The organism is Paenibacillus sp. FSL R10-2748, assembly GCF_038005565.1.
Lineage (GTDB): Bacteria > Bacillota > Bacilli > Paenibacillales > Paenibacillaceae > Paenibacillus > Paenibacillus polymyxa_B.
The window spans coordinates 251,317-270,121 of sequence record NZ_JBBOTK010000004.1; the positions used below are offsets into that span (position 1 = coordinate 251,317).

Here is an 18,805-nt window from a genome sequence, read left to right on the forward strand (position 1 = left end):
TAGAATTAGACTAAGACCTTTTAATTGATTTATTATTGTATATCTATTTGACAGAGTCTATTCAGACCGGTTACCAAGCCTTTGTATTGAATTTAAACTTCCCCAATATTACTATTTTCGTTCATTCTTCGTTTTTATTGTTCTTCCGGCAGCTAGTATATACTGCAAAGGGTCATTTATTTTAAGATACGACAGACTTTGAGACACGCTGCCTTCCTGATTAACTTTTGAACGTTTTCGATCCGGGATATCTACAGACGCGAAATCTGCATCCATATCCACCGTTTGATTAAAGAAGCCAATGATGTGCAAATCTTCTTTTCCTTCTCTAATCGTAGAGCCTGTCCGATTTAACCCACTCACCGTGATATTCCCTCTGGTTTCGCTTGAGTTTTTCTCTTCCACAAGTTTGAAATTTTGAATATCCAGTGCAGAAGGATTGTCAACAATGAATCTTCCTTGATCCAGTTCTATCACTTTTTGAAAAATCTTGCTTTGGTCAAAAGCCGGATCTTTTAAAATCACTTTGTTGTTCATGTACTCAAACGGGATATTCATACTTCTCAGCAATACACCAAGCGGAATGACAAAGGCATCCTGAATCACTTCGGGCTGAGTGTCCATCTGTGCTGGAGTACCGTTCAGTTTATATGTTTTCGCTCCCTTTTGAAACACAATTTCACTTGACCTCCACCTGATATTTGCTTCCTGAAGTTTACCGTTATAATCAACTTTTGCGCCAAGAAGCTCGGCAACGGAACGAAGCGGAACCATGAGACGTTTTTCTTCATTAACGTAGGGACCAATCGGCGTGCAGTACAAAACGTCATAATCATTCACTTTGAGCAAAGAGGTTCCATTGACATGAATAGAGTGATTAATCGGTGCTGCATTAGCGTTATAAGAAGAGGTTCCAAATATAGCACTCACAATAACTGCAAGGGATAATACTGCAGTTTTATAAAAATATTTTCGTTTCATTTTTCACCCTCCGTTTAAATAACGAAGCAAAGTCTTTTTTTGTTGCAAACATTTACGGAATTCTAATATTTACAGTTTCTTCACCAGCATTAATGAATGTTGTTGTAACTTGTGAACTCGGTACAGCGCAGTAACCTGCAGTTTGTGACGACGCAGTCCACGGAGAATTACTTGTTGAGCTTGTGCCAATATTAGAATTGTACCAGTGGACTCCGTTAATAAACGATCCAGAATGTGGAGAACTTTTAGACGCTATAGTTGTCAATCGTTTAATAGATTGATTATAGCCACTAGTATTCCAACCCTTAGCATCTCTTACCACAGTGTAATCTTTTTGGGAACTACCTACAATGGTACCTGCTGCATATAAAGCGACCTTATCAGACGATGGAACATAAAATTTCAGAAATATATTTTGGCCTGCTGCAAAGAGTGGACCATTTGAATAGCCTCCCTGTCTTATGAACATTGACCAGTTATCGTTTGTAGGCTGATGGAAAAAACCTGCATCAACCTCAGTTGCTGTAATTCCACCTGTATAAATATGGGCTGTATCACCATTTCCTCCAGGTTTGTTTTCATCATGCATTTGTCCCTTATTTTGAGAAGGTAGATATACATATCCAGAAAACCATGAGTATCCGGTATTTGATTGAACCTTTCTATAAGGTCCATCAGAAGGAGCACATGAAACACTTTGAATTGCAAAAGATTGTGTAAGATCGCATGTTTGCTTTGGAGCAGTGATAGTTTGTCCTTCTTTAGTTTTAAATAAATTTTCTCCTACTTGCTCTGCATTAGACCACTGATCCAATAATTCGGGTTTGTTTGCAAGAATCTCTCCATCATCTCGAATGTATACTACATTGGTTCTTTCTTCAACAGGTATGTCTTTCATTACATCTAAAATAATATCTCTATCAGCACCGGTGATATGGGGATCAATATAAATTTTAGAGTCTAGCACTTCGGGCTCAATATCAGATTCTGCATTAGTAACTGTTGGAAAAACTAGTAATGCCAGCGAAAAAGCTAGAAATAAAATTTTTTTCATTTTTTAGCTCAACTTCCTTTTAATAAAGATTTTTGCCATAGAGATGGATTAATAAGTAAATTTCCGGAAATTACTGAAATCATAATACATCTTTATATCAAAAATGTATATAGCGAAAAATGCATTTTTTTGTATTTTATTGTTGGGCAATGGATTTTTTTAGGCTATATTTATGTGGAAAAGGGATTATACATGACAAATTGAATATGAAGTGAGACATCCTTTTTTTAAAATTATACAAAAATTGCACCGCAGTTTCGGTGTTTTGATTTTTCAATAAGCTATGACTTAGAGGTAATTTTGAATGAAACCAACCCTCGGAAGAATAGTCCACTACTTAAGATATTGGTATCGGGTGACGAGTTCAAAAGCGAGCCTAAACCTGCCATTAATATTCAGTGTGAGGTGGTCCTAGAGCAGGTTACCTTTAAGAAAATTTAGGTGGTAAGAAGGAGTATATCCTTTCCATCGTCTCGACACACGTGGAGTGCGTGGTAGTAATATATCGAGATAAGAAGGCAGTAATGCACGAGGGATTGAGGGTAATTTGAATATGTTCCTACATTCTAAAAATAGCATTAGGATTGAATGCGGGATTAAATACATAAGACATATAAGAAGTTGGAGGAATTGAACTATAGGGAGAATGCTTCTTCCGATTAATAATGAAGATAAATTTTCGAACCTCCTTTGATAGGAGGTTTTTTGTATGATTTTAATTACAATTTGTTTTATTAACTGTTCTAAATGTTATGTATACTTTACAATTTGTTATTCATATAATACTATAAATATTGAAAGGGGGAGAATTCATGTTTGCATTTGGCGATATCAGCAACCAAGTTTATTTACTTCGTGCTGAACGGAGATGGACCCAAACAGACCTAGCCAAAGAACTAGGTGTAACTAGACAAACGATTGCCGCAATTGAGAACAATAAGTTTGTTCCTTCGCTTGAGCTTGCATTTGCTATAGCATATGTATTTAAAAAAGAAATTACTGAAGTATTTCATTTTGCAGCCTATGAAGAAAACGAGGAGGAATAATACAATGAGTATTTTAATAAGTGTTATTATTTTGGTAGGGGTACTAATAAATTTTATTTTTTTGCTTAGAGAAGGAAAAGATGAACGGTGGAAGCACATTATTAGTAGACCCTTAAATTATGCATTTTCTTTATTATTTATGGGCTATACTACGGGGAGCCTTATCTCTGGATACTATAAATTTGACTTAAATACATACAAAATGTACTATGATTATCTTTTCGCTGGCGTATTAGTCGTGTATATTGCTCTTTTGCTTATTGAGAGAAGGAAATTATCTTGACTCAAAGAATTACAGCTCTTCACTATACTGCGTGGTTAAAGATGTTTTTATTTAGGTTGTAAGAGCGATTGATATGGAGCCTCTTCGGGCATGAATACTCGTGAGAGCTGCGAAGTATAGAGACTTCGCGATGCTAACCAGCTTACCTGGATCGTCCACACTCTTCTAGACAGAAAGCTGGAGGAACATCCCTCACGACCCGTCCATTTACGAATGGCGTCTACGGTGGTGGTATAGAACTTTTTAAGTAAGCCTCATTAGTCGGGATTAAATTAAAATTTCAAAAGAATTCCATATGCTTCAAATTAGGTCCTTGGTATTATTCAAGGGCTTTTTTTTGGTTCCATATATCCCCATGAATATGCTATAGTGTAAGAAATAAAGAAGATTTATACAGGATTTAGTAGAATAATGGGCTGAGGCATTTCCTTGGGCTTGGGTATATAGTCCTTTTATATAAGCTGAAGCATTCCATTGAGGTAAAAACAGTTGGCAAGAAAATATTATGCAGAAAAGCAGACAAGTTGCTTATGTATTGAGAGGCTATTTATTATAGGTGGCCTTGCTATTTGCTTTAATATATAGGTTTGCACTGGAAATATTTTTTCGGTATCTTACTTGTCTCTGTGACTATAGGAGAAGTTTTCAGACTATTAAAAATTTCAGTCCTATTGGGAACACAATGTATTACTGGTCGAATTTATAACAAAAACTAGAGGTGATTTGATGAACCTAAATTGGGCTGAGTGTACCAGAATCTCTGATAATTGGATTAAATCATATCTTAACAGTCATGAGCTACACACAGATGCAAAAATTAATGTGAGAAGTTATAGCTTGAAATTTAGCGGAACTCAATACCAAATTATGGGCTTTATTGATGGTATTATTGATCATATTAAACAATTTGTATTTCCGCCTGAAGAGATCAGACGCTTTGAGACTGATGGAATAGATGTCTATAGACGTGCAATGAGTTATTTTGGTGATACGAATCCTGAAAATGACGGAAAGTATGGAGAGTTATTGCTATATATGTTGACTGAATCGGTTTTACAAGCTCCCATGGTTGCGCATAAAATGACTCTATTAACAAACACACGTGATCAAGTAAAAGGTGGTGATGGGATATTTTTTGGGGAATACAACGGTATTAATTCTCTTTTTATTGGTGAATCAAAGATTGAAATTGAAGCTACAACTGCAATAACACACGCACTTGGTTCAATTGAAAGATTTCATTCCAATTTAGAAACCACTTCTCAATTCCAACACGAATTGATTATTGCAAGCCAGATACTTAGACAGGACTTAACACCAGAACAACTGGATTATTTATACGATAGCTTTACTCCAAAAACAGAAACGTATAAAAACAATAACTTAGTCCATCCCATACTTATTATTTATGAAGATAGCTATATCGGTGATATTGAAGTTGCTTGCTCTGGTAATTTAGATGGGGAGTCTCGCTTAAGTGACAGAATGAGAAAAAGAATTCCAGAATTAATGCGGAATATCCAATCGAAAATTCTGAATCATTCAAAAGTAAAGACAGTATTTCTTGAATTTTTCTTCTTACCTACAACAAGTGTCAAGCAACTTAGACATACTATGTACCAGGCTATTCACGGAGTTGCCTATATCCCTCAAAACCCAACTGCAAAGACTAAAGAAAAAAGTGGGAGGGATTAAGGATGAACAGTAATACCTTTAATTCTGCTTTTAATCATCTTACTTTGGACGAAACTCTTGATATTCTTATTCAAAATCAATTTTTTTTGGATAATAATATTCCGGAGTCACTAATTGAGATTCCCCAAGAAAAGCTTAGAAAAGCCAATTGGTTGTGTTCAATACTTTCTTTAAGTTCTGAAGAATCACATCAACAAAAAGCTCTTAATTTCTCAACACTTTGTTATCTGCAAAATAATGATGATCTCTTTCTACGAAATTGCTATTTGACACAATCAAGAACAGGTAATATACCTTTAGGCAAGCATTTGGCAGGATTATTTGATGAAGATAACTTCTCGAATTCATTTAGTACACTTTTAGATTTTGAGGTGGGATTGCAAAGATACAATTCAATAATAAATATCGCTGACCATGGATTTGTTACTACGAGATTCCAAAAAAGATTGTGGGAGGCCCTGCATAATGAAAAAAATAACATTTCAATATCTGCACCAACTTCTTCAGGAAAATCTTATATTATTCAAAATTATATAATTAATAAAAGCCACATATCAAAATCATTTAGAGCAGTATATATAGTACCTTCTAGAGCTCTAATATATCAAGTTAGCGCAAGTTTCAAAAGAAATCTTAAGGATGAAGGAATAGTTGTTAGAACTGGATTTGGGAATGATGATAACGAGATTTCAAAAAAAGAAATAATAGTAGTTACACCAGAGAGATGTTTAAAACTACTTGAGCTAAGTTCAAATTCTGCATCAAGTACAGAAATTGATGTGATTTTTATTGATGAAATCCAAAATGTTGAAAAAGGCTCAAGAGGGATTTTACTTGAATATATCCTAAAAGAATTATACACTCGATGGCCAAATGCAAAGCTAGTAACCGCAGGCCCTTATTTGGAACGATCTGAAAACTTATTATTAGAACTAAAAGTAGAAAGTGTTACTCCACAGATGACCACTTTGTCACCTGTATTCCAGCTTAAGACAGTTATCAGTGCATCTAAACAAAATAAAAAGGCATTGAAAGCAAGTATAGTAAGTCCTTCTGGACGAATAATTGACTTGAATGTTAAAACTATGTCTAGTTTATTCTCTAAGATTAAAAATAACCCAGGTGAAGCACTAGCACACATAGTTAACATATTCGGAAATGACAGCAAGAATATAATTTACTCACATCGTACAGATACTGCCGAAAATTGGGCGATAAAAATTTCGGAAAACGGAAAAAATGTCGTTAAGGAAATATTAGATGAACGTATTAATGAATTAATAGCTTATCTTTCAGAGGAAGTGCATGAAAAATATTCGTTGATTAGGTGTCTTAAGAAAGGTGTCGCTTTCCATCACTCTGGTCTTCCTGACATAGCTAGGACTGAGATAGAGGATATTTATTCAAATAGTAGTGATATACTAAATTTGGTATGTACATCTACTTTACTAGAAGGAGTTAATTTACCTGCAAAAAAGATATTCCTTATTAAACCAAAGACAGCGAATAGTGACCTAAGTGATTTTGATTTTGGTAATCTAATAGGTAGAGCAGGAAGAATGTCCGAGCATTTATATGGTTCAATTTATTGTATTGAATTAGATGAAGAACCATGGGCCAAAGAAAAACTTACTAATGATTTTTCTAAAGAAATAATTTCAGCAACTGGTAAAGCTTTGACTGAAAATTTAGATGACTTAAAAATTGCATTAATGATGGATCCCAAATATATAAAAGCTAATGAAGGAATCGCATACACCATTAGCATACTTCGACACAAACTTATTCAAGATAAAAATGAACTACAAGAATACTTAACTACCAGGAAAGTAGATGAAGCTGATTCAAAGGTTATCATTTCACAACTGAAACAAAATGAAGCATCAATAATTATACCTAAAGAATTACTTACTCTAAATCCCTTAGTTGACCCTCTTTTACAAGATAAGTTTTTTAGAGATATTGCACAAAATGGATTAAATAAATGGTTAATTACTGCCTTACCTTTTAATACAAAGGATATCACAAGTGCACAAGAACAAAGAGAAGTGGCTTTTGAAGAAAGAAACTTTTATGGACAATTTGAACATGTCGCTGAAGCATTGAATAATATTTTTGATATAGTTTCTGAAGCTAATAATAATAGCAATTACTCGACTTATACTATTAGGCAAATAGTTAGAGATACAGTTCCTTGGATCAGGGGTTCATCGTATAAAGTATTGATTGAAAGAGAACTTGAAGGAGTTCCTGAAGAAGATGTGGTAAATAGAGTGGATTCAGCTGTAAGGAGAGTAACTAAGAGTATTAACAAAAATGTTAGATTCCTGATGGTAAAGTACTTTAAGCTGTGGTCAGATATTCTAAAACATTTTATGAGTGAAGAGGATATAGAAACACATAAATATATCCTCAATCTATGTAATATGATAGAAATGGGGACGGATAACCCTAGAGGATTAGAGCTCATTTCAAAAGGAATTACTAGGACAGTGGCTCTTGCGTTAGTTAAAAGAATACCTCAAAGTTATACAGGTAGTTTAGATAATTGGATACAAGTCAATGCCAAGTTTGTATTACCTCATTTATATCTTAAGCATCTTATAAATCTAGGATATAAAATCTCTAATTAGAGCTTAAGACGTTTTATGAGTAATGTACAATCCTGAATGAAAACTCTAAAAATTCTTGTGATACAAGGCTTCTGCCTAGTTTTTTCTTGAAGTAGGATCGCCTTCCGCTGATTTCTTCACTGACATTAGTGATTGTGAAGTCTGGGGCAGGAATTTTAACGTGAAATTGGGGGACTAAACCAGCTGAAAACCCAGAAGAAATAAGTCAAAGATACTGACCCAAGTATGATCATTTCAGTGCTACGTATCCACGTACCACATCCGTTATCATCCTTTGCTACACTTTGAGTAAAAAGGAGATGATCACTTTGGATACTCAACCGAAACAACAAAAGGGAGAGGAGCTTACAAACCCGTCTAAAAATACAGCTGAAGAATACGAAAGTTTGGTACAGCAAGAAGACGAACACATAGAGAGACTTAAAACATGCACAAAGCTCATTTGGGATGCGCTAACTATTATTTCTCAAAAGGCAAGCATACTGCACATGGAAACCGTCAAAGAAGCAGCAGACCATCTTCATATCATGGAACTGGATTTACGAAGAGAACTGTTTAAAGTTCGTTTGAAAAAAAGTATTTTGGCAAATAAAATGAAGCGAATCCAAGCATAGCAGCGGAGGGGACGGAATCGTTCTGAAGAAGCGGAGCGTTCGCCTTTGAACCCGGATTTTTACTGTTAAAATATAATCAAAAAAATATGGGGGCAACAGCGATAGAAGAATGATCCGTCCACGTAGCGTCCTTAGTTGCACGTAAAACCTCTTTAAAAAGCCAAACCCGACATGACCCTTCACGGTCTAATCGGGTTTTCTCATTTCAATCCCTCTATCCCCACCCATAAATCTTCACTCCTCCTCCCAACACTGCCACCCAGATAGTTACACCCACTCCCAACATCATGTATAGTAAAGTTATGGGAAATAAACATGAACCCGCATATTATCTTGAACGAATAACCGTACAATAAGAAACATGGCAAAAACGAGGAGGAACGTGATGATACATCCAACACAGATTCAGGATATGCTGCAAGCCGCGCTGGAGACGGGCGGAGATTTTGCAGAGGTGTTCGTCGAGGATCGCACCAATGGACAACTGGGCATGACCGGGGGAGTCGTGGATACGGCGCTGTCAGGCCGGGATTTTGGGATTGGCATTCGGATCATGAAGGAGCATTTCTCGGTGTATGCCTATACCAGTGATATGAGCGAACAGAGCTTGATCCGACTGGCCAAATCGGCTGCTAAGGCCATTCGCGGCGGTGGAGTGCCAGGTACACACACCATTACACTCTATCCCCACGCGATTCCTAACCACCATCCGATTGCGATCATTCCTGACGGTTCACAGAAATGCGCCAAGATCGACATGATGAGACGGGCGCATGAGGCGGCAAGCCAATATGATCCTTCCATCACGCAAACCTCCATTGGGATTAGCAACTCGATCCAGAACGTCTTGATCGCCAATAGCAACGGGCTACTGGTGGAGGATACCCGTACGTATACACGCATGAGAATAAGCGCGATTGCGACCGATGGGGAGCATAGACAATCCGGGTTCCGTGGGCCGGGAGCGTATGCAGGGACTGAATTCCTGGAGAATCTGAATATCGAAGAAAATGCGAGACACGCCGCTCGTATTGCGACCACGATGGTCAAAGCGGGATATGCACCTAGCGGCAGACTGCCGGTCGTGATTGAGAACGGCTTCGGCGGTGTTCTTTTTCACGAGGCGTGTGGGCACGGGCTGGAATCTACGGCGGTGGCGCATGGAACTTCCGTGTTTGCGAATAAGATCGGGCAGCAGGTGGCTTCACCGCTCGTCACGGCTATAGATGATGGAACGATTCAGAACGCGTGGGGCTCGCTCAATATCGATGATGAAGGAGCGCCGACACAGCGCAATGTACTGATTGAGAACGGCATTTTAAAAGGATATCTGATCGACCGCATGGGCTCGCGCCAGATGGGTGTACCTGCGACAGGGTCAGGACGAAGACAGTCCTATAAATTCGCGCCTGCTTCCCGTATGAACAATACGTTTATTGCGAATGGGGATTCGACCCGTGAAGAGATCATTGCCAATACGGAGTACGGAATCTATGCCAAATCGCTGGGCGGCGGTTCGGTGAATACCTCGACGAGCGAGTTTAATTTTGCAGTCGAAGAGGCATACATGATTCGCAACGGCAAAATTGCGGAGCCGGTTAAAGGCGCAACGTTGATCGGCAAAGGGATTGAAACCCTGCAAAATATTGATATGGTCGGCAACAATCTGGATCATGGTCAGGGGATGTGCGGCTCGGTCAGCGGAAGTCTTCCGGTCAACTGCGGACAGCCAACGATACGAGTGTCCGAGATGACCGTTGGCGGACGGAAGGGGGAATAGGCGATGAATATTCAGCAATTTCAGGAAGCGTTGTTCACAAAAGGTCGGGAAATCGGCTACGCGGATATGGAAATCTACTATGTCAATGGACGTTCTACTTCGGTAAAGGTACTGAAGGGAGAAATTGATCAATATACCATCGTCGAAAACGATGGGCTTTCCTTCCGGGGTGTCATTAACGGGAAAATGGGTTATGCCTCTACGGAGAAGGTGGAACCGGACGTGATCGACTTTTTATTGGAAGAGGCACGCAGCAACGCGGACATATTGGAGAGTGAGGAACAGGATGAGTTGTTCGCAGGCTCTGAGAGCTACCCTGAGCAGCCTGCCTATGCCGCAGCGTTGGCTGACACGGCTCCTGAGATTCTGATCGAAGCGGCGCTAGAAATGGAGCGCACAGCGCTTGCCGCAGATCCACGGATTGTGATGGCTCGGCATTGCTCGGTCAGCATTCGTGAAAATGAGGTTCTAATAGTAAATACAAAAGGACTGCACTGCCATCGTCGCAAAAGTCTGGCGAGCGCTTATGTGTATGTGATTGCAGCAGACCATGACGAGACGGTAACTGGGGGCTGGCATGATTATTCGCTGCGGAGTGTGGAGGAAATTGATATCGCGAATGTGGCGCATAAAGCCGTAAAAGAGGCTGTTTCCAAGCTGGGTGCGCACACGATCCAATCGGATAACTATCCAGTCATTTTCCGTCATGATGCAGCAGCGCAATTGCTGGCTGCGTATACGTCGGTATTTTCAGCGGAATCGGTGGATAAAGGCTTTTCGCGATTGGCTGGGAAACTGGGGCAAAAGGTGGCAAGCGAGCGCATTACGCTGATTGATGATCCGTTGATGGAGAACGTTCCCGCAGGCAGTACGTTTGATGCCGAAGGCAGCGCAACGCATCGTAATGAGATCATCAAGGACGGAGAACTACGGACGTATTTCCATAACCGCAAGACGGCTCGCAAGGCTGGGGTGGAAAGTACCTCTAATGCTTCCAAGGGAAGCTATAACGGTAAAATCGGTGTGTCGTATCATAATCTGTATGTGGAACCAGGGACGTCTACGTTGGAGGACATGATTCGCGAGACGGATCGTGGGTTGATGATCGTCGAGCTACAAGGGCTGCATGCGGGTACGAATACGGCGTCTGGTAATTTTTCGTTGGCTTGTCTGGGATACTGGATTGAACAGGGGCAAGTGGTCAGAGCAGTCAATCAGATCACTGTATCGGGCAACTTCTTTGATGTGTTGCAGCAGGTAGAGGAAGTTGGCAACGATTTGCGTTTTACGGGAAGCTGCACATCGCCTTCGCTCAAGCTGGCTGCACTCTCGATTTCAGGTTCCTAATGACTGGAGCAGCCTTCTTTTTTCAGACTCACGGCCTGTTCCTGACGTTCCAATTGTCTACTGATGGCAGATGCCTGATGCATCAGGGTATGGTAAAGTAGGAGAAAGTCTTTGAAATATGAAAAAAAGGCTTGGTTACAGCACCGCGACAGGGTATTATAGACAATAATATATTCGAAAAAAGGTTCGAATTGAATTTTTATTGGGGGATGTATATGAGATATATAAGCACTAGAGGTCGAGTAGAAGCCAAGGGATTTATTGATACCGTGCTCATGGGGTTAGCTGACGATGGAGGTCTGATGGTACCTGAGCAGATTCCGACCGTGTCGGCAGCTACGCTGGAGCAATGGGCAACATTGAGCTACAGAGAGCTGCTGCTGGAAGTTTTTGCGCTGTATATCAATGATGAGATTCCTCGTGAAGATTTGGAGCAGCTGGTCGAGCGCAGTTATGCGAGCTTCCGTCACCCGGAAGTCACGCCAGTGAAGAAGATCAACGATTCCCTGTCTATTTTGGAGCTGTTCCACGGGCCTACGTTTGCGTTCAAGGATGTGGCGCTGCAATTTATGGGTGAGTTTTATTCCTATGTGTCCAAAAAGCAGAATGAGATTATCCACATTTTGGGTGCAACCTCGGGCGATACTGGGGCGGCAGCGATACAGGGCGTGCGTGGCAAGGAAGGCATTAAAATCTGTATTTTGCATCCACACCAAAAGGTGAGCAAGGTACAAGAGCTGCAAATGACGACGGTTGACGATGAAAATGTATTGAATCTGTCCGTAAAAGGGAACTTTGACGATTGTCAAAAAGTCATTAAGGACCTGTTTGCCGATCTGGATTTCAAAGCTAAACATCATTTGCGGGCAATTAACTCGATTAACTTTGTGCGTATTTTGGCACAAACCGTATATTACTTCTATGCTTATTTCCGGGCGCAGGAGTCTGCGGGTACGAAAAAAATCAATATCAGTGTGCCATCTGGCAACTTCGGCAATATTTTTTCCGGCTTTCTTGCGAAGAAAATGGGCCTGCCGATCCATAAGCTGATCATTGCAACCAATGAAAATAATATTTTGGAGCGCTTCGTGAAGACAGGCGAATACAAGCCAGGCGACTTCAAAAGCACATACAGTCCTTCGATGGACATTCAGGTGGCGAGCAATTTCGAAAGATACCTGTATTACTTCCTCGGAGAAGATGCAGCCAAGGTATCTGAATACATGAATAACCTCAAAACCGAGGGACGGATTGTGATCAGTGCAGAGGATTTAAAACGGGTACAGCAGGATTTTGAAGCGCTCGGCGCTTCGAATGAGCAGTGTCTGGAGCTAATCAAGAAATATAAGGCCGAGTACGATTATTTGCTGGACCCTCATACGGCATGTGGTATTGCCGCGTATGAGGCGTATAATGGCGCGAATGAAGTATGTGTGACCTTTGCGACAGCGCATCCGGCCAAATTTGATGAAGCCATCCGTCTGGTGGACATCAAGCAGGAGTTCCCAGCGCAAATTGAACAATTGTTCTCCAAATCACAGCATCAGCAGGTGGTAGAGCATGACGAGGCAGAAATTGTGCGTCAGCTTGAAGCCTTTTATGTGTAAAAGAATGGGAAAGGAGGCTACGCCCTGCGCGCAGCCTCTTTTTCTTATTTCCATATTCCAGACATAATGTATGTTTTAGTTTCAATTTGTTCACATTATAATGCCATGTAGGGTAAGGTGTTAGGGCCTCAGAAATCGTGAAAAAAGCCCATGAATCAAGGGATTTAGCTTTAGGAAACTAACAGACAATGAGAGGTTCATAGAGTTATTTAATGAAGGATACAAAAATTTTTTATAGGCGAATTAGATGTATTATTATAAAAAATCATGTATAGTTAACTAAATTTTATGAATACATAAAGTTCCACTCTCGAAGGTGCAGAATAACGTCGTTCCGTCATTTAACAGAGGGGCTAATTATAAAAGGGGTGTATTAAATAATGACCATGATCCGTCCAGAGCAGAGTCAACAAGCAGCAGCCGAATATGTGCAGTCCGTTTTTGAGAAGGTTATCGCGCGCAATCCTCATGAGAATGAATTCCATCAGGCCGTCAAGGAAATATTGGATTCGCTAATTCCGGTATTGGCTAAGCACCCTAAGTATATGCAGCAGGGGCTTCTGGAACGGCTAGTGGAGCCGGAGCGAGTCATTACCTTCCGTGTACCTTGGGTGGATGATGCAGGGGTTGTACAGGTCAACCGTGGCTTCCGTGTGCAGTTTAACAGTGCGATAGGGCCTTATAAAGGTGGACTTCGCTTTCATCCTTCTGTATATCTAGGAATCGTCAAATTTTTGGGTTTTGAGCAGATTTTCAAAAATGCATTGACGGGTCTTCCCATCGGTGGTGGTAAAGGCGGCTCGGATTTTGATCCCAAAGGGAAATCAGATAACGAAGTGATGCGTTTTACACAAAGCTTCATGACTGAGTTGTATAAATATATTGGTCCAGATGCCGACGTTCCGGCTGGGGATATTGGAGTAGGTGGCCGCGAGATCGGGTACATGTTCGGACAGTACAAGCGGATTCGCGGAGGACATGAAGGTGGCGTCCTGACGGGTAAAGGGATTCATTACGGAGGCAGTCTCACACGTACGGAAGCGACCGGCTATGGCTGTGTATATTTTGTAAACGAGATGCTGCAGGCGCAGGGATCGTCCTTTGAAGGAAAACGCGTCGTCGTGTCAGGCTCGGGGAACGTATCCATTTATGCGATTGAAAAAGCACAGCAGCTCGGTGCTACAGTCGTGGCATGTAGTGACTCGAATGGCTACATCTATGATCCAGACGGTATCGATCTGAAGCTGGTGAAGCAGCTGAAAGAAGTGAACCGTCTGCGGATTAGCGAGTATACTCAAGAGCGTCCAGGCGCAATCTATACAGAAGGCTGTTCGGGGATCTGGTCGATCCCATGCGACATCGCACTGCCATGCGCCACACAGAATGAAATTGACGAGCAAGCAGCTCAGCTGCTGGTAAGCAATGGCGTAAAAGCTATAGGCGAAGGTGCCAATATGCCATCCTCGCTACAGGCCATTGAAGTGTTTTTGGGCAATGGAGTTCTGTTTGGACCAGCGAAAGCTGCCAATGCAGGCGGAGTAGCGGTCTCGGCGCTTGAAATGTCGCAGAACAGCATGCGTCTGTCATGGACCTTTGAGGAAGTGGATGCCAAGCTGCATGATATTATGAAAAATATCTATGCTAACAGCGTGAAGGCGGCTGAGGAATACGGCGTGCCGGGCAATCTGGTTGTCGGAGCCAATATCGCAGGATTTGTGCGTGTGGCCGACGCAATGCTGTCCCACGGGATTATTTAGCACAACGGAACATAATAAAGTTAAATTGAAGCTGAGTGGCTCTTGTGCGAGTCGCTCAGCTTTTATTTGCAAAGAGCACTTTATTTTTCTCAGGGACTTGATTTAATTTTAAAGAGGATGTATATTACTTGATAGATCAATAATTGATGGATCAAAGGTCGGATCACGAAGCCCAGCGATATGCTTAAGGGAGGAGAGATTGATATCACCCAGACACCATCCGAGCCTGAGTATATTTTTGACATGCTGTTGTTGCTGAACAAGCAGATTAGCTCCAAGTTTGAGCGTTGCGCAGGAGTCAGCGCATCCAGATTGCAGCTATTGTGCAAGTTGTATCAAGTGGAGGAGATTAGTCAAACTCTGCTGCAAAAAGAGGTTGGCATTGACGCTGCAGCCGTAACGCGCCATTTGAAGCAGCTTGAAGCGATAGCGATGGTCACACGACGCACGAAGCCAGAGGACAACAGGGTTACCTTGGTAAGCCTGACCGATTATGGGCGTGAACGTATTGTTACTTTTAAACAGGAACGCTCACAGTTTGTGACCCGGTTGCTCCAAAGTTTCGACGAGACTCAGCGGCACCAGCTAGCCGATATGCTGCAAGTTATGAATGGTCATATGTCCGATATGGACTGACCCCAATTACATTATACCCATAGGGGAAACAAGGAGGAATTTACATGCCAGTAATTACTATTGAAGCAGGCAAATTAAATAAAGAACAAAAAAGATCGTTGGTCACTGAACTTACCACATCAGCTTCAACCATAATGAATGTACCCGAGTCGGCTTTTATTGTTTTGATTAAGGAAAGCGAAAAAGAAAACATTGGTTTGGGAGGAAAATTATTATCTGATCGCTAATGTCAGAAGATGAAGTGGGTTCATTCATTTTTAAGGTAAGGAGCCATTTCTGTAATGAATTAATTTGAGATTTGAATAAAAAAAGCGCCTCCTGTATGCACGGGTACAGAACTGGCAGGATCGCTTTTTTCCAGAGTACACGCAGGTAATTAAAGACTGGGAAGGGAAAGCTTCGCGCATTACCTTGCAGGAGTTTCCAACGCCAGGTGAGATCGTAGAATTAGGTGCAGAAGCCATCGTCCAGCGCTGGAAGAAAGACGTGAAACGAGCCCGGCAACTGGTGGAAACGGCGAGAAGTTCCATCGGTCTGACCGAAGGACTTCCAGCAGCAAAAATAGAGATTAAAACACTTCTGGAACAGTACGACATGTTCGCCAGACAGCTCGAAGAGATTCTAGCCGAGGTGGAACGTCTACTCCCTCAAATCCCAGGAACGAAAGAGATGCTTACTGTGCCAGGCGTGGCTGTGGTCACCTTGGCGGGGTTCCTGGCGGAAGTGGGGGATCTAAGGGGTTACGAGCATGGACAGCAGATTATACGGCTGGCCGGACTGAATCTCAAAGAGAACAGCTCGGGGAAGAAAAAAGGAAAATCCAGTATAACCAAACGAGGACGCGCAAGGCTAAGAGCGCTACTGTTTCGGGCCGTGGTGCTCATGGTGGCGAAGAATGCGGAGTTTAAGGCACTGCACCAATACTTTACCAAACGAAGCCAGAATCCACTGAAGAAAAAGCAATCGATTGTAGCGTTGTGCGGGAAGCTGATTCGCATTCTTCACACGCTCGGCACCAAGCAAGTTCGGTACGATGCAAACGACGTTTTAGGGCCAGTACGTGAGGCCCAGTTACAGAAGACAGCTTAAGAAAAACCGGATTCATGTTTCTCATCGGATAGGAATAAGCAGAGACAAAGGAAGCACGGAGCAGCCGCAGGAATCATTTCCATAAGGGCAAAGCCCCGCGTGATATGGGAGGGTAAGCCGTCAAGAGTCAGGAGTGGATATCCAAGGTGCGATTATAGAAGTCGATCCATAGATTGGGAAAAATGTCTCAACCTCTATTCCTGCCACCGGCTCATCCGAAAAATAATGACATCCTTACATGACTTCTCCAGTGCTCGATATGTCAATGGCTGAAAACCGAAGAACGAGTGAGAAAACATGAGAAAATATTAATTTATAGTGGGAGAGATTTGAATGAGTAATACGAACACATCCAGTACTGTAAAAACGAATGATTTTAAAGAAATCGCCCTGGGACGCCGTTCTGTAAAAGTATACGATCCGTCCGTGAAGATCAGCCGTGAGGAAATGACTGAGATTTTGACAGAAGCTACACGCGCACCATCTTCCATTAACCTGCAACCTTGGCGTTTCCTCGTCATTGACAGCCCTGAAGGTAAAGCTACACTGGCACCATTGGCCCGTTTCAACCAACGTCAAGTAGAAACATCTTCGGCAGTGATCGCTGTATTTGGGGATTTGAATAACTTTGATAATTTTGAACAAATTTTCGGAGAAGCTGTAGAACTGGGCTATATGCCAAAAGACATTAAAGAAATGCAACAGGAAAAAGTGGCAGCTCATTTTGCAGCGCTTGATCCAGTTGTGAACAAAGAAACAGTCCTGATTGACGGTGGTTTGGTATCCATGCAGCTTATGCTGGTAGCGCGCGCTCATGGTTATGATACTAACGCTATTGGCGGTTTTGAAAAGGATCAAATTGCTGAAGCCTTTGGTCTGGAAAAAGATCGTTATGTCCCTGTTATGCTCATTTCCATGGGTAAAGGTATCAACGATGGTCATCCGTCCACACGATTGCCTATTGATCAAATTGCACAGTGGAAATAAGGGAAACGAACTAATATCTATGCGCAAAATAAAAAACAGGCGGACAAAGGAAATCCTTTGCTTCGCCTGTTTTTTTATTTGCTTAGATGCAACGTAGATCGCGGGTGCTTATCACGTTGTCAGTCTTTCAGTTATCATTTCACGGTATTCGCTCCCGACGTTTCTGCCGAGTCAGCGGTGTCATTTTGAGGATGATGATAGTGCTTGGGCCATATAATTTGGTGTGAAGTATGGCTAAGCTCCTCATAAAATAACGGGTCTTTCTTAAATAGGCGTATGACCAGATGGAAAAAGAACCATCCGTTGATCACTAACAGCAAAAGGCTAATCAGAACACTTAGCCAAGGGGACACTTGAGACCATAGGACAGGCCCACCCAGTACGTAATTAAGTCCAAAATACACCCAGTACAAGAGACTGTAACGCTTTATGAGCTCCCATAGGGAAATCCGTTGTCCTGTCCCTGTGAGATGAATACGCACCAGCCATTTCCCTGGAGTTCGTCCATTCGTTAGGTAAGGAACCACCATAAAGTATACCCCACTGGAAACCCAGAAAGCAGCAGGCACATGCAGAGACTCCATGATTCCGAGTAGCCCGGTCCATATGATAGAATCCACGAAAATGGCTACGCCCCGTCGGGTATAGGACACTCGCTTCGTTGCCATGTCCACATGCTTGTCCAGATGTTCCAAGCGGGGCAGGAAGCGTGAAAACCATTCGCCTAATAGAAAGCCTAGCATACCGCCTAATGTATTAGCCATCAAATCGTCTACATCGAACACACGATACGCATGGTCAAAAAATCCATACAGTCCTGTCAGCTGCGTCACCTCAAAGAAGAGGGAGAGGATAAAGGACAGAATCAGACACCATCCCCATCGTGCACGGAAATAATAACGTAAGAACATCCCGAAAGGCATGGTCATCACTACGTTAAAAACGACTTGCAGAAAAGCTCGCTCCTTCAGCAAATGAACATAGCTGGAGGGATGGGCGGGTGAGACGGATGTTTCTCTTATAATGTCGTGAACGAACTGCAAGGGCATCAACTGCAACGCTCCCCCGGCTAATGCAGCATTATGACGCGATGCCGGAAGCGGGAGTATGACCAGAAAGAAGGCGTTCATTAAGTATAACAGCATCAAGTAAAGCAGCCATGCTCTAGCCTTGTGAATATAGCCATGCCTTCGATATTGCACGATTAGGAAAGGCAGTGTGAACAATAAGGCAGCAAAAGGAAACGCAAGAAAGGCATATGAAACAGGAAACAGGTAAGATTGAATCATGTGCTGT

Annotated in this window: 15 protein-coding genes and 1 pseudogene; 13 read left to right on the top strand and 3 right to left on the bottom strand. The window is 41.9% G+C overall.

Annotated elements, in window-relative coordinates; all coding sequences use genetic code 11:
* Positions 1–111 precede the first annotated feature (111 nt).
* Complete coding sequence (locus tag NSS66_RS14170) at positions 112–981, bottom strand: copper amine oxidase N-terminal domain-containing protein (protein ID WP_340959182.1); 870 nt, start codon at positions 979–981, stop codon at positions 112–114.
* A gap of 52 nt (positions 982–1,033) precedes the next feature.
* On the bottom strand, positions 1,034–2,035 hold the full coding sequence (locus NSS66_RS14175; protein WP_340959183.1) for a hypothetical protein: 1,002 nt from the start codon (positions 2,033–2,035) through the stop codon (positions 1,034–1,036).
* A gap of 812 nt (positions 2,036–2,847) precedes the next feature.
* On the opposite strand from NSS66_RS14175, the gene NSS66_RS14180 reads away from it, so the two are divergent.
* The 13 genes and pseudogenes from NSS66_RS14180 (at position 2,848) to NSS66_RS14240 (ending at position 17,509) form a co-directional block, all read left to right on the top strand.
* Entirely contained in the window at positions 2,848–3,081 is a 234-nt protein-coding gene (locus tag NSS66_RS14180) for a helix-turn-helix transcriptional regulator (protein ID WP_152380531.1), read from the top strand.
* A gap of 4 nt (positions 3,082–3,085) precedes the next feature.
* Entirely contained in the window at positions 3,086–3,364 is a 279-nt protein-coding gene (locus tag NSS66_RS14185) for a hypothetical protein (RefSeq protein WP_220030008.1), read from the top strand.
* A gap of 726 nt (positions 3,365–4,090) precedes the next feature.
* Complete coding sequence (locus NSS66_RS14190; protein ID WP_226002024.1) at positions 4,091–5,059, top strand: HamA C-terminal domain-containing protein; 969 nt, start codon at positions 4,091–4,093, stop codon at positions 5,057–5,059.
* A gap of 2 nt (positions 5,060–5,061) precedes the next feature.
* A complete protein-coding gene (locus tag NSS66_RS14195) occupies positions 5,062–7,692 on the top strand; it encodes a DEAD/DEAH box helicase (RefSeq protein WP_340959184.1) in 2,631 nt (876 codons plus the stop codon).
* A gap of 308 nt (positions 7,693–8,000) precedes the next feature.
* The gene (locus tag NSS66_RS14200; protein WP_445671358.1) at positions 8,001–8,306 is read left to right on the top strand and encodes a hypothetical protein; all 306 of its coding nucleotides are present in this window, start codon (positions 8,001–8,003) and stop codon (positions 8,304–8,306) included.
* A gap of 385 nt (positions 8,307–8,691) precedes the next feature.
* Positions 8,692–10,086 carry a TldD/PmbA family protein gene (locus NSS66_RS14205; RefSeq protein WP_340959186.1) on the top strand — a complete coding sequence of 465 codons (1,395 nt, stop codon included), beginning with the start codon at positions 8,692–8,694 and terminating at the stop codon, positions 10,084–10,086.
* A 3-nt stretch (positions 10,087–10,089) separates the two neighbouring features.
* Positions 10,090–11,433, top strand: a complete 1,344-nt coding sequence (locus NSS66_RS14210) for a TldD/PmbA family protein (RefSeq protein ID WP_023989750.1) — start codon at positions 10,090–10,092, stop codon at positions 11,431–11,433.
* Positions 11,434–11,648: 215 nt separating this feature from the next.
* Complete coding sequence (gene thrC / locus NSS66_RS14215; RefSeq protein WP_068942117.1) at positions 11,649–13,040, top strand: threonine synthase; 1,392 nt, start codon at positions 11,649–11,651, stop codon at positions 13,038–13,040.
* Between the two features lie 380 nt (positions 13,041–13,420).
* Entirely contained in the window at positions 13,421–14,797 is a 1,377-nt protein-coding gene (gdhA, locus tag NSS66_RS14220; RefSeq protein WP_028542240.1) for an NADP-specific glutamate dehydrogenase, read from the top strand.
* Positions 14,798–15,040: 243 nt separating this feature from the next.
* The gene (locus NSS66_RS14225) at positions 15,041–15,433 is read left to right on the top strand and encodes a MarR family winged helix-turn-helix transcriptional regulator (RefSeq protein ID WP_028542241.1); all 393 of its coding nucleotides are present in this window, start codon (positions 15,041–15,043) and stop codon (positions 15,431–15,433) included.
* A 44-nt stretch (positions 15,434–15,477) separates the two neighbouring features.
* Complete coding sequence (gene dmpI, locus NSS66_RS14230; protein WP_023989746.1) at positions 15,478–15,660, top strand: 4-oxalocrotonate tautomerase DmpI; 183 nt, start codon at positions 15,478–15,480, stop codon at positions 15,658–15,660.
* 100 nt (positions 15,661–15,760) lie between these two features.
* Positions 15,761–16,522 (top strand): annotated as a pseudogene (locus NSS66_RS14235) (transposase); the annotation flags it as partial.
* A 333-nt stretch (positions 16,523–16,855) separates the two neighbouring features.
* Positions 16,856–17,509, top strand: coding sequence for a nitroreductase family protein (locus tag NSS66_RS14240; RefSeq protein WP_279835694.1), 654 nt, complete (start codon positions 16,856–16,858; stop codon positions 17,507–17,509).
* Positions 17,510–17,643: 134 nt separating this feature from the next.
* Here the strand turns inward: NSS66_RS14240 and NSS66_RS14245 are convergent, their stop codons facing one another.
* Positions 17,644–18,798 (bottom strand): VanZ family protein, encoded by a 1,155-nt coding sequence (locus NSS66_RS14245; RefSeq protein ID WP_160788809.1) that lies wholly within the window; start codon positions 18,796–18,798, stop codon positions 17,644–17,646.
* Positions 18,799–18,805: the final 7 nt, after the last annotated feature.